This window comes from Chondromyces crocatus (assembly GCF_001189295.1).
GTDB classification, from domain to species: domain Bacteria; phylum Myxococcota_A; class Polyangia; order Polyangiales; family Polyangiaceae; genus Chondromyces; species Chondromyces crocatus.
Window position 1 is genome coordinate 7619255 of sequence record NZ_CP012159.1, and the last position, 12673, is coordinate 7631927.

The 12673-nt window shown below is 69.1% G+C and carries 10 protein-coding genes; 6 read left to right on the top strand and 4 right to left on the bottom strand.

Features of this window, described 5'->3' with window-relative positions:
- Positions 1 to 76 precede the first annotated feature (76 nt).
- Complete coding sequence (locus tag CMC5_RS27315; protein WP_050433159.1) at positions 77 to 1237, top strand: hypothetical protein; 1161 nt, start codon at positions 77 to 79, stop codon at positions 1235 to 1237.
- A gap of 13 nt (positions 1238 to 1250) precedes the next feature.
- Here CMC5_RS27315 and CMC5_RS47880 read toward each other — a convergent pair whose 3' ends face one another.
- Entirely contained in the window at positions 1251 to 1430 is a 180-nt protein-coding gene (locus tag CMC5_RS47880; protein WP_050433160.1) for a hypothetical protein, read from the bottom strand.
- A gap of 837 nt (positions 1431 to 2267) precedes the next feature.
- Between CMC5_RS47880 and CMC5_RS27330 the strand changes: the two genes are divergently transcribed.
- A complete protein-coding gene (locus CMC5_RS27330) occupies positions 2268 to 2813 on the top strand; it encodes a hypothetical protein (RefSeq protein WP_050433162.1) in 546 nt (181 codons plus the stop codon).
- Positions 2814 to 3290: 477 nt separating this feature from the next.
- Positions 3291 to 3719 (top strand): VOC family protein, encoded by a 429-nt coding sequence (locus CMC5_RS27335; RefSeq protein WP_050433163.1) that lies wholly within the window; start codon positions 3291 to 3293, stop codon positions 3717 to 3719.
- A gap of 29 nt (positions 3720 to 3748) precedes the next feature.
- On the opposite strand, the gene CMC5_RS27340 is transcribed toward CMC5_RS27335, so the two are convergent.
- Complete coding sequence (locus CMC5_RS27340; RefSeq protein WP_050433164.1) at positions 3749 to 4141, bottom strand: hypothetical protein; 393 nt, start codon at positions 4139 to 4141, stop codon at positions 3749 to 3751.
- Positions 4142 to 4857: 716 nt separating this feature from the next.
- Between CMC5_RS27340 and CMC5_RS27345 the strand changes: the two genes are divergently transcribed.
- Positions 4858 to 5904 carry a hypothetical protein gene (locus tag CMC5_RS27345; RefSeq protein ID WP_218920076.1) on the top strand — a complete coding sequence of 349 codons (1047 nt, stop codon included), beginning with the start codon at positions 4858 to 4860 and terminating at the stop codon, positions 5902 to 5904.
- A 43-nt stretch (positions 5905 to 5947) separates the two neighbouring features.
- Here the strand turns inward: CMC5_RS27345 and CMC5_RS27350 are convergent, their stop codons facing one another.
- On the bottom strand, positions 5948 to 6916 hold the full coding sequence (locus tag CMC5_RS27350; protein WP_050433166.1) for a PAS domain-containing protein: 969 nt from the start codon (positions 6914 to 6916) through the stop codon (positions 5948 to 5950).
- 287 nt (positions 6917 to 7203) lie between these two features.
- Here CMC5_RS27350 and CMC5_RS27355 point away from each other — a divergent pair, with 287 nt between their 5' ends.
- Complete coding sequence (locus tag CMC5_RS27355; protein ID WP_169796673.1) at positions 7204 to 10341, top strand: DUF2169 domain-containing protein; 3138 nt, start codon at positions 7204 to 7206, stop codon at positions 10339 to 10341.
- Positions 10342 to 10372: 31 nt separating this feature from the next.
- Here CMC5_RS27355 and CMC5_RS27360 read toward each other — a convergent pair whose 3' ends face one another.
- Positions 10373 to 11923, bottom strand: a complete 1551-nt coding sequence (locus CMC5_RS27360) for a phytoene desaturase family protein (RefSeq protein ID WP_050433168.1) — start codon at positions 11921 to 11923, stop codon at positions 10373 to 10375.
- Between the two features lie 284 nt (positions 11924 to 12207).
- Between CMC5_RS27360 and CMC5_RS27365 the strand changes: the two genes are divergently transcribed.
- A complete protein-coding gene (locus CMC5_RS27365) occupies positions 12208 to 12651 on the top strand; it encodes a hypothetical protein (protein WP_050433169.1) in 444 nt (147 codons plus the stop codon).
- The last annotated feature ends 22 nt before the right edge of the window (positions 12652 to 12673 follow it).

Consider the following 12673-nt stretch of genomic DNA (forward strand, 5'->3'; position numbering starts at 1 on the left):
CCCTCGAGCGCGGCGCGTGGCGCGCGGCGTGTGCTCACGCTCGCCCTGACGCCCGAGGGCAGTTAGCCTCCCCCTCATGACCGAGACCTTCCGCTATCGCACGCTGGCCGTGGAGGGACGCGACGTCGTTCTCGAGGTCCGCCCTACCCTGGCCGGCGATCTCTGCGCCATCCCGCTCACCCGGTCGTTCTTCGCCCACCTGCTCGCGGAGCGCGGCGGGCCCCCGACGGTGGATCAGAGCCTGGACGTCGCCTGGCTCACGTCGCACCTGGACGAGCTCGTCACCAGCATCGTGGTGGAGCGACTCCGCGGAATGACGCACGAGCAGCTCCTGCGCAGCACCGGGACCAAAAGGCAGATTCCCATCGAGCACCTCCAGCCCACCGTGACGCTCCGCGCGACGATGCACAGCGAGGCGATCGCCGCGGCGTTCTCCATCGGCTCCTGGGAAGGGACGCGGGCCTTCGACGTGTGGCAGGAAGACCCCAGACGCGCGGTACGACCGGACCAGTTCGATACGTTCGATCCCTTCGGGCCCTTCCCCGATGCGGCGAAGGGAGCAAAGGAGGCCGTTCTCGCCAAGCTCCCTGGCTGGGAGACCCCGGACGGGCACACCCTTCGTCGGAGCGCGGCGGACGCTCGACTCACGCTGAGCTTCGTCGACACCGGGGAGACCGAACGCCCGGGCTTCGAGGCGAGGTACGCCCTCGAGGTGCCGGCGATGTCGACGCTGGGAAGCCACCGGGTCGGCGAGAGCGTCTCGCCCACGATCCTGTCTGGCCAGCTTCAACCCCCGTTCTCTCACTACTGGTTCCGCCGGTATGTCGGCGCCGGCGACACCTTCCCCGAGCTGGCCACCTTCGTCGGTCAGCCGGAGCTCGACTCCACCGACGCGACGTACGCACACTTTCTGCGCCTTCTGGACCCGCCCGTGGTGGACGCCCTCCTCACGCGCGCGGGGGTCCTCGGCCTCATCGAAAACATCGTCGCGTCGTACTCGAAAAAGGAGCTTCCCCGGAACCACCGCCGTCTGGGGACCTACGTCGCGCCGCCTCTGGGCAGCGGCTGGAAATGGACGTTCCACCACCAGAAGCTCTTGTGGACGCGCGTCGCGCTCCACGCCGTCCTCGGGACCCACGACGACGCCCGCGCCGCAATCGAGCAAGCCCGGGCCCGCATGAAGGTGCCCCCGCGGGAGCTGAAGCGCCTTTACGTCTCGCTCGTCGAGTCGGCCTGACACAGACCCTCCGTCAGACGGATGTTGCACCTCCGCCTCCGGGACATCGTTCGTCGACCTCGTCCTCCTCGTCGTCACCCTGATCCTCTGCGACCAGCCGGTCGACATCCGGCTCGAAGGCCTGGGCGTCGATGACCTGCTCGCTCGCGGTTCCCAGCCACCGCTCGATCACGATGTCGGCCGTGTCCACCATCGGGCGAGACAGCATCCTCGAATGGATCTCGCCCCCCTCGGCCGGAGCCTCTCAGGTCGAACACATTACACGCCCCCAGGTAGGTCACCCGAACCAGATCCCCCGCAGCGTTCGGCCACTGCCTCCCTGCATACGTTGCGGCCTCCACCTCACCGAGACGGATGGCGTCATCGAAGGTCTCGGCGCGCACGAGGACGATGCGCTCCTCGACAAGGGATGCATCTTGCCGAACCTCCCCTGCTGGGCTGACCCGCATCAACGGCCACCCCTGACACCTCTCCGCCATCTTCGCAGTCGTCGACGACCATCGCGGACAACCCTCCGTCATCTTCGCAGTCATCGACGACCATCGCGGACAATCCTCCGTCATCTTCGCAGTCATCGACGACCATCGCGGACAACCCTCCGTCATCTTCGCAGTCATCGACGACCATCGCGGACAATCCTCCGTCATCTTCGCAGTCATCGACGACCATCGCGGACACCCCTCCGTCATCTTCGCAGTCATCAATGACCATTGCGGACACCCCTCCGCCATATTCGCAGTCATCAATGACCAACGCGGAGACCTCTCCGCCATCTTCTCATCCCACGACGAATTTCTCCTACAATCAGCGCTCTTTCGCGCTTCGTGCGGCGAGCTTCGACAGCTCACGCACGCTCGTCGATCTCGCCTCACTGAAACTTCAAAAATCGCCATTGCCACCATTTACAAGAATGGGATCACGATTCACATTGGCAACCAGTTGGATGACCCGGGCAATTGGGCCCAGGGCGCCAATCCCCTATCTGGAGGAATGTCCGATGGCTGGACCGACTGACCCTGACGTTGGCGAGATGCACATTGATGCTCGCGGCGTGAACCTCAAGACCGTCGCTGTGGAGGATCGCCGCAGTGTGCTCAAGCTCCGCGATGATTCCGATGCAGCGCTGGAGCGCGTCATGCTCCTCACCCCAGAGGAAGTCACCCGCGCTGGCCTCAACCCCGACGATGTCGACCGCCTGCGCAGCCAGATTCTGGAGCGGCGTCGGGTGATGCAGTTCCTCAAGGCGTCGGAGCGGATGACCGACAAGCTGTGGCAGACCAGCCTGGCGTACGGGCACACGATCGCCGGCCTCCTCGGCGAGATCGCGGCGCAAGGGCGGCGTCGGGCGCGCCTGTCCCCCGATCGGAGCGACATCCTCGATGCGCTGTTGCCGCTCATCCGGTACCAATCCGCGCCGGCCCGCAAGGCGCATCGCACCCGGACGAGGAATGAGGGCGGCGCGGGTGTCCCGTCAGGGGAGAGGAGCGCCATGCTCGACTCCTTGTTCCGCGAGCTGCCCGAGGAGGAGCAAGGGCCCGCTTCCGTCGAGCTGGCGCCCGAATCGCAGCTGCCTTGACGGCGGTTCGGCGGCGCGCTCGCTCTCGGTAGCGCGCTCGCTGAAGTGCAAGACCAGCGTCCGTCGAGCTGGTGACTGGTGCTCGGTCGCCAGGATCACGGCGGTTCGTGGCGCGCCGCAGTGAATGCCGCGAGGGCCACCGGTGGGTCGAAGAAAGCCTGCCGGTGGCCCGGCGTGCGCACGCAATGACTTCAGTGCGTGCCTGGAGGAGGCGCGTTGCTCACGGAAAGAGGCAGGATGCAAGCTGGTGTTCTTGCCCGTTTTGCGTCTCGACACGGCGATTGCTCATACAAGCTCTCGTGACGCAAGCAGGCATCGTTGACCCACGCCGACCTCCACATGGCGATTGCTCACACGAACCCGTACGACGCAAGCGCATTCCTGTGCAAATTGGCGCGACGTCGACTCTCGGGGCGACATGCGTGATGCGTCGCAATCGATCTTGTTCGACCAGGCGGCCCGACTAGGATGAATGCAATGAGTGCTTCAACGAGTCCCGGGGTCCTCTCCCACGGGACGCTAGAGGTCAGGAACGTCGACGAGTCGGTGCGATTTTACCGAGATTTCCTCGGAATGAAGGTGATCTACGACGTACCGAAGGCCTGCGTGATCTGGTTGCACGAGAGCTGGTACATCGTCTGCGTCGAGAACCCGAACGCCCGGGAGATGCCGATGCTGAATCATTTCGGAATCGACGTGGAGTCGCGGGAGGCGGTCGACCAGTGGTACGAGCGCGCCGTGAGGGAGCGGGACCTCCACGGGATCTCGACCATCACCAGGCCGAAGGTGCTGCACGAGGCCTATCAGTTCTACCTGAGGGACCGTGACCACAACTGGTGGGAGTTCCAGCACGACACCACCACCTTTGCGCGGATGCGCGCAATGGCCGTAGCGACGCAAGCCTAGAGGCGAGACGGCTCGTCCTTTCGGGGTCGCTATCCCTCCGTGCCGGTTCGCCTGACCTCGCGGAGGCCGCGAAGGCGGTTCCAGAGCTCGTAGTCGGTGTGCTTCTTGGGCACGATCAGGTCGTCGGGTCGGGTCACCATGTCGCTGGTGGCCGTGAACTCGCCGCGTTCTCGCTCGTTCAGATCGATGTAGGTTGCGTTGCGCTCCAGGCGTCTTCCCGGTCGGATGACGCGCAGGGCCTTGAGGTCTTCGGAGGTGAACTCGGGCAGGGCGACGTGGGTCTCCTTGAGATCGTAGGCGGCGATGGTGTCGTCGGCTGGAGAGGCGGCGCCGATGTTCTGACCCGCCATGGCGTTCGGGTTCAGGTCGCTCTCGTAGGCCGTGGGGTGCTTGTCCGGCGTCTCCGCTTGAGGTCGTGTCATGGGGCCCTCCTGGAAGGGGCTGTGGGGCTCCCGGAGCGGAATGGCAAGCACACGCGCCCGAGCAGGAGGCGGCCGAGCGTGGAGGTGGAGGGTGCGAGCACGACCGTTCGCGAAGCGGGTGGCGCTCAGGTGGAAGTGAGGTGCTGTCGAGGTCAGGGCCGAAGCGGCGAGAGATGTCCGACTTTTCCGAGTGGATCCCGGGGTGGTGGGGCTCCGACGCGCTTTGTTCGGCGGGGCAGCGGGGGCGCGTGCCCCTGCCGTGTGTGTGAATGAGTGCGGGCGTGATCGCATGCCAGCAAGGTGCAGGTAGGAGGCCCCTCGAAGGGCAGAGGAGAGCGAAGAGCGCGCGGTGCGAGCGTGCGTGATGGCGCGATGTGCATCCGCGGAGGCCTCTGCGTGTGCGCGGCGGAGGCCTCTGCGTGTGCGCGGAGAGAGAGCACTGCGCATGCATGCGTGGGGACGCACGATCCAGCGCGCGATGTGGCGCTCTCGAGAGGGCGTGGATCGTGGGGAATGGCACCGTGGGCGCGAGCACGTCATGGGGTGCAGAGGCCCGGGTGGGGCGATGTGCTCCAGGTGAGTTCGTACAACGAGGTCAAACTAAACTGGTGTGAGTTCACAACTTTGCGTGTACACACCCGCTCTCGCGGCTTGGGCAGCGCGCCTGGGTGACCTAGGATGCGGCTTCCCCCCCCGCTGGAGAGATGTCGAGCTCTGTGCGATCCGCTGCCCTCGCTTCCTGTCTCCTCGCGCTGTCCGCGCTCGCGCTGGTGGCGTGCTCACCGGTTGCGCCGGTGTTGCCGCCGGTGCAGCAGCCGCAGGTGAGCGTGCCTCCGCCCGAGCTGGCGAAGGTGCCAGCGCGTCCGGCACAGACGATCAGCGGGAGCGAGTTCCTCGATTCCATCCTCGAAGAGGACGAGACGGGGCGCGAGCGGGCGGTGCTGGAGCAGCTCAGCCGGGGCAACCTGCCCGATGCGCTGCGTCGGCTGGCACGGCTGGAGTTCCAGGCGGAGACGCGGTCGGGGACGACGCACACGGTGACGCTGTGGGCGATGCCGGATTACCTGGCGATCGGGAGCGACGAGGACCACCTGCGGATGCCCATGAGCCCGGTGACGGCGCAGCTCGTGGCGGATCACTTCGGGTTCTCGCTGCCGACGACGAAGATCGTCGACACGATCTATGCGCAGGCGACGACCAAGCTCAAGCCGCGGCCGCTGCCGCCGAGCTCGCGGATGGTCCACCCGGACGAGTTCGCGCGGCACGATCAGATCATCAAGGAGCAGCTCGACGCAGCAGCGCAAGGATCGCTCGGCGCGGCGCTCCGCGCGCGGCTCATCGCGGGCCACAAGAAGGACGTGGTGCTGTCCAACAAGCTGGCGCAGCGAGCGCACCGGGTGGCGATCTACGGCTGGCACGAGCCGGACAGCCACCCGATCCAGCCGCTCAGCACGCTGCACGGGGACTGGTACGCGGACTACAGCCACGGGATCCGGTTGATCAGCGGGCACATGCTGGTCGACGGGACGCCGATGAAGATCGCCGAGGTGCTGCAAGATCCGGAGCTGTCGTCGCTGCTCAGCGAGGAGGGGGCGCTGGTGTCGCCCCGCTACCGGACGCAGGAAGGCATGGGGCGGCTGAAGTGGTGGCCGAAGCCGGACGTTCCGACGCCGAGTCCGACGCCCGCCCCGGAGCCGGTGACGGAGCCCGGCGTGACGCCGATCGCGCGGCTGGGCCTCCCTTCGCTGACGGGCACGCTTTGATCGCGCGCCGCTGAGCGAGCGCTGACGCGCAGGCGCGGTTCCGTCAGGAAGTCTGCGGCTTGCGGCGGTTCGTGCGGCGCCGGAGGGCGTGGTGGATGCCGGCCTGGAGCGAGCGGAGGGTGGTGATGCCGCCGAAGTCGACGCCGAGGGAGACGAGCGCTTGCGCGACGCCTGGGCCGAGGCCGGTGAGCACCACCTCGGCGCCGAGGAGCTGAGCGGCGCGGGCGGTGCGGAGAAGGGCGGTGGCGACTTGCTCGTCCATCGTCCGCACGCCGGTGACGTCGAGGAGGGCGACGTGCGCGCGTTGCTCGCTGACGCCTTCGAGGAGGGCTTCGAGGATGTGGCCGGCGCGCTCGGTGTCGATGGTGCCGACGAGGGGCATGGCGATCACGCCGTCGGCGACGGGGACGAGGGGCGTCGCCAGTTCGCGGAGGGCGGCTTGCTGGGTGAGGATCAGCTCTTCTTGCAAGGCGGCGCGCTCGGAGCTGAGCTGGTCGAGGCGCAGGCGGCCGAGGACGCGCTCGGTGACGTCGGTGACCTGCGCGAGCACGCCGTCGACCTGGCCGCGTGTGTCGCGCACGGGCTGGTACACGACGTCGTACCAGCGATCGGCTGGATCGACGCCCTCTTCGAGGATGGTCTGGCCCGGGGCAGCGACGCCGATGTACGGCTCGCCAGTGCGGTAGACCTGCTGCAAGAGGGCCGCGAAGCCCTGCGCTTCCAGCTCGGGCAGCGCCTCGAGGACGGGCTTGCCGATGAGGTCGCGGTTGCCACTGAGGTCGACGTAGCGGGCGTTGGCGAACCCGATGACCAGCTCCGGGCCGTGGAAGTAGCAGATCGCAGCCGGAAGGTTCATGAGCAGCTGGATCGCTTGCTCCTGCTCGGTACGGAGCGCATCGCGCGTGCACTGGAGCGCTGTGCGGAGCTGCTCGCGCTCGGCCTGGCACTCGGCGAGCTGTGCTCGGAGTGCGAGGAGCTCTGCTTCCTGGGCGTTCGGGGGGTGGTTGCTCATCGTGGTGCTCCCCCCCGGTGTCCGGCCGGGCAGGTTAACCACGAACCGGTAGGCGAGACCAGCAAGGCAACCTGTGAACTGGATGCCGAGCGGGTGCTCCCATGTGGGTTCGCGGCAGACGCTCGCGCGCCGAACCCCAGCGTTCCGCCGCTCGCACGGGGGAATCGCAGGGGTCGCAAGCCCTCGGGGGGCCGTGGTAGCGTCGCCGGCCAATGGTCGGACAACCCCCTCATCTGGTGGAGGTGGTGCCCGTCGGCCCGGTCACAGCGGCCTCGGTCGTATGGCGCATGAGCGGGCAGCTCGCGGTCACCGTCATCGTGAAGGCAACGTTCTCGCTGGTTCCTGACGGCGAGATGGAGTTCGCCGAGCCCGAGCCCATCTTCACCACCGAGGTGCATCACGCGGGGAGCCCGGCGCGCAGTGTGCGGGCGACGAGCGATCTCGTGCCGTTCCTGCCGCGCGCCGACGTGGTGCTCACCGGGCACGCGCACGCTCCTGACGGGCGCTCCGTGACGCGGCAGGTGGTGCGGTTCGAGGTGTACCGGGAGAAGCCGCTGCTCGGAAAGACGCTGTTCGTGTACGGCGATCGGGCAGGCGCCGAGCCCACGCCCTTCCAGTCGATGCCGCTCGTGTACGAGCGCGCGTTCGGTGGCGTGGGCTGGTCAGACAATCCTCTGGGGACGGGGAACAGCAGCCAGGGGCATGCGGCGCGGCCAGCGAACATCGAGGTGCCGCGGCGGCCGGGGGTCACGGGCGGGTTCGGGCCGATCTCGCGCGGCTGGCCGGCGCGGCGAAAGCTGGTGAGCGGGCTGGATCGGCGCGTGCTGGATGCCCAGGTGATCGAGCTGCCGGACGGGTTCGATTGGGCGTACTACCAGGCGGCGCCGGAGGATCAGCGGATCGAGCACCTCACGGGCGACGAGTGGGTGGCGCTCGAGGGGATGCACCCGGATCTGCCGAACGTGGAGTCATGCCTTCCAGGGGCTTACGCGGAGGCGCGGGTGCAGCTCGCGAACCGCCCAGGCAACGGTCGGGTGGTGTTCCGCGCCGACACGCTGCGCATCGATGCGGACGTGGGGCGCTGCTCGCTGGTGTGGCGGGGGGTGATCCCGGTCGTCGCGCTGGAAGCACTGGCGAGCTTGCGGATCCAGGTGGGCGTGGGGACGCGCGATCGGCCCATCGTCTGGCCGGAGGAGTCCGCGCAGCGCTCGACGGCGGGCGCGCTGGTGCCGGAGCTGGGGCTCCCTGGGCACGCGGCGTCGCCGTACGCAGCGGCGTCGCACGCAGCGTCACTGCAGGCCGGACCTCCGCACGCAGGCGCTTCGTACGCGGCAGGCTTGCACGCTGGCGCTTCGTACGCGGCAGGCTTGCACGCTGGCGCTTCGTACGCGGCAGGCTTGCACGCTGGCGCTTCGCACGCGGCGGGCTTGCACGCTGGCGCTTCGCACGCGGCGGGTTTGCACGCAGGCGCTTCGCACGCGGCGGGCTTGCACGCTGGCGCTTCGCACGCGGCGGGCTTGCACGCTGGCGCTTCGCACGCGGCGGGTTTGCAGGCGGCGGCCTCGCATGCGGCGGGTTTGCAGGCGGCGGCCTCGCATGCGGCGAGCTTGCAGGCGGCGGCTTCACAGGCGGGGGCTTTGCAAGCGACGCCGCCTCAGGCGATGCCGGCTCATACGGAGATGCTGTCCGTCTCAGGTCCACTGCTCGATGCAGCACGGATCTTCCAGGCCGACGTCAGTGGGAGTGCGCCGCTCGTGCCGCGCCTCGACCCCACGCTGGAGATCGCGCCGCTGCACTTCGTCGACACGCCGGACACGACGGTGGACATCGAGCCGACGAAGGCCACGGCATCGCCGATTCCTTTCCGGCCCAGTGGCGCCGGGCAAGCGTCACCGCCGAAGCAGGATGCGCCCCTTCCCGGGGCGCCCTGGTCCAAGGTGGCCGCAGCCGAGCCGCCGCGAGCCGGTTCGGACCAGACGATGTCGTACACGCCGCGCGAGATCGCGGCGATGCCACCAGCCGCGCCCACGTGGGGCCGACCTCCGGTGCCGCGCCGTGGCTCGGGTCAGATGCCGGTGCCAACCGGGCTGCCGTCTCAGGGCTCCGTCGCTCCGCCGGCCGCTCCGCCGGCCGCTCCGCCGCTGGCTTCACCAGGGCCGTTGCCACCCGCGCTGCTGGGGGCGATGCCGCCGGGCATGCCGTCGCCGTCGGTACCACCGCCTCCACCAGCATCGCTCGCTCCGCCAGCATCGCTCGCTCCGCCAGCGCCGCCCCCCTTGCACCGGCCGCCGATGGGTTCGACAGCAGGGGCCATCAGCAGGGAGAGCGCCGCGCAAGGGGTCGCCGAGCCGCCTGCGATGGCGTCGGCGCTGGCAACGGCAGGGGCCATGCAGAGGGCTTCGGTGCTCCCTCCCGCCATGCCGCCACCTCCAGCGGACCGTGGCGCGGAAGGGCCGAAGGACGCCGCGCCGGCGGTGTCGGCCGAGGGTCCCCCCAGGGTACCGGAGACGCTGAAGAACCAGGTGGAGGCGCGGTTGCGCGCGGCGCAGTCGCTGGAGGGGCTCGATCTGGCAGGCGCCGATCTGGCGGGGGTCGACTTCAGCCGGGGCGCGCTGCAGGGCGTGAACCTGAAGGGAGCGAAGCTCGTGGGGTGCCGCTTCGCCGAGGCGAACCTGGTGGATGCGCACCTCGATGGCGCCGATCTGAGCAGCGCGAACCTCGATGGCGCCGATCTGGAGCGCGCGGTCCTGACGGAAGCGCGACTCGCGGGGGCGAGCCTGGTGGGGGCACACCTCTCGGAGTGCGCGCTGGTGCGGGTGGCTGGCGCCGGGGCGGTGTTCCGCGATGCGCACGGGGAGCGGGCGCTGTTCACCGGGGCGGCGCTGCAAGGGGCGCGGTTCGATGGGGCGCGGCTCGCGGGGGCCGACCTGGTCGGGGCAGAGCTGGACGAGGCGTCGTTCGTGCGGGCGGCGTTGCCGGAGGCGAAGCTCCAGGACGTGAAGGCGCGCAAGGCGGTCTTCGACGAGGCGGTGCTGGAGGGGGTGAAGGCGGAGAGCGCGTGTCTACTGCAGTGCTCGCTGCGGCATGCGCGGGCGGCCGGGTCGATCTGGGACAAGGCGACGCTCGATGGGTCGAGCTTCGAGGGGGTGGCGCTGGCGCGGGCGTCGTTCGCGCGGGTGGCCGCGGAGGGAGCGAACTTCAGCGGGGCGGAGCTGATGGACGCGCGGCTCGGGCGGGCGCGGCTGGTCGGGGCGTCGTTCGTGCGGGCGAACTTGATGCGCGCGAACCTGGAGGGGGCGGATCTGACGGACGCCGACATGACGGACGCGAACCTGCACGCGGCCGAGACGTGGAAGGCGAAGCTGCCCCGCGCCCGGGGCGATGGGGCGCGGACGAATGCGGGGAAGCTGAAGGAGCGGCCCTGAGGGGGGCAGGGGCGCGCCCCTGCCGTGCAGGTCAGCGTCGGCCGAGGTCTTCGAGGGCGCACATGGCGGCGTTGTGGCCGGCACACCCGATGACGCTGCCCGCGGGGTGGGTGCCGGCCGACGCGGAGTAGAGGCCAGCGACCGGCTGGCGGTGCGGGACGCGGTCGGCGAAGCCGAAGCGGTTGTCCACGTGGTGGATGTGGCCGCGGTGGATGCCGATGTACTCCTCGATCTTCTGGGGGTGGAGGATGAACATGTCGGCGACGAGATCGCTGGTGCCAGGGGCGAAGCGGTCGCAGATGGAGAGGAGGTGCTGCGCGTAGCGGGTCTCCTGCTCGGCCCAGGTGCCTTCGGCGAGCCGGTACGGGACCCACTGCACGAAGAGGGCGGCGTTGTGGTGGCCCTCGGTGTCGCGCATGGAGGGGTCGATCGTGGTGTGGATGTACCACTCGATCGTGGGGAACTCGGGGAGGCGGCCCTCCTGCACGGCGCGGAACGAGTCGGTGAGCGACTGGATGACGCCGCTCTCCTCGGGGAGGAGGTGGATGGTGGGGCCGTACTGGCCGCGGTCCTCGGGGAGGCAGGTGAAGCGGGGGAGGCCGCGCAGGGCGAGGTTCACCTTGAAGGTGGTGCCGTCCAGCTCCATGGCGTCGAGGCGCTGGTTGTACTCGGCGGGGAACTGGTCCTGGCCGACGAGCTTGCGCATGCGGAAGGGGTCGGCGTTGACGACGACGGTGCGGGCGCGGATCTCGTCGCCGCTCGAGGTCACCACGCCGACGGCAGCGCCGTTCTCGACGAGGATGCGCTGGACGCCGACGTTCGTCTCGATCGTCGCGCCAGCGGCGCGGGCGGCGTCGGCGAAGCGGCTGGCGATGGTGCCCATGCCGCCCTCGCAGATCATCCAGGTCCCGTCCGCTCCAGGGAGGCGGCACATGTTGTGGACGAGGAAGTTCATGCCCGTGCCGGGGGAGTCCCAGGTGCCGTTCAAGCCCGAGAAGCCGTCGGTCGTGGCGTACATCGCCTTGATCAGGTCGCTCTTGAAGTCGAAGCGCTCGAGGTAGTCGCGGACGGGCTTGCGACACAGGTCGATGAAGGCGCGGCGCAGCGCGGGGCGGACGTAGCGCTCGGCGGTCTCCTCGATGGAGTACGGCTGCGAAAGCCAGGTGGGCGCGATGTCGTCGCGGATCTGCGCGATCTCGGCCTGCATGGCCTGGTTGGCGCGCCAGTCGGCCTCGGAGAAGAAGCGGATGAACTGCGCGCGCATCGCCTCCTGGTCGGATCCGAAGAGGAGGTAGCGTCCGTCGGTGGTGGGGAGGAAGTAGTGAGGGTCGCGGCGCTTGAGGGGGAGGTCGACGCCCGTGATCTGGAGCAGCTCGGGGGGCACGAGGCCCACGAGGTAAGAGGCGGAAGAGATGGCCAGGTTGGGCACCTTGGCGAAGGGTCGCTCGGTGCGGGTCGCGCCGCCGATGACCGCTTTCTCCTCCAGCACGCGCACCCGAAGGCCGCGCTTCGCGAGCAGGAGCGCCGCGACGAGGCCGTTGTGACCCGCCCCGACGACGAGCACATCCGTGGTCTTGTCCATGCGCCAAGGCTAGTACCAATGCCTGCGGAGTTCACTCGCGGCCTGGGTGCAGATGCACGGAAAGGTGTGGAGAGAGGGCCGCGTGCGCGGTTTATCGTGGAGATGGCGACAAGCGGGGACGTGCCTGTCCCTGCCATCGGGGGCCGCCCGAGGAGGGGAAGGCGAGGCGGGAACTTCGGACAGGGGGGCGCACCTCGCGCTGGCCATCCTCCCGAGCAGGCACGACACTGGGTGAAGGGTGGGGTCCTCCTGGAGGCGTCGTCGCTAGGAAAGGCCAGTTCGCGATGAGCTTGCTCACGGATGAGCCACGCACCGTCGGTGCTCACAGCATCGCGTTCGAGCCCCCTTGCCTCGCCATCGTGCGGTTGAAGGGGCGGCTCCGCGAAGAAGAGATCCGGCGCTTGCGGGAGCACATGAACGCTGGCGCGAGCCGGCAGCCCTTCACGCTGTTCCTGCTGGATCTCAGCGCGGCGGGCGAGGTGACGCCCGGCGCGAGGCGCTACATCGCCCACGGGCCGCTGAAGACGCCCTACCGGGGGATGGCGCTGTTCCACGGCAGCTTTCACGCGCGGCTGATGGCCAAGCTGCTGATCGGCGCGCTGAACACGTTCACGAAGCTGCGGGACAACCCGGTGGCGCTGTTCGGCTCGGAGAAGGATGCGCGCGCGTGGCTCCTGGAGCGGCACCGGAAGCTGCTCCATGCCGCCAGCCCTCCGGCGGTGGTGTAGGGACTTGCGGCGCGCTCCCGCG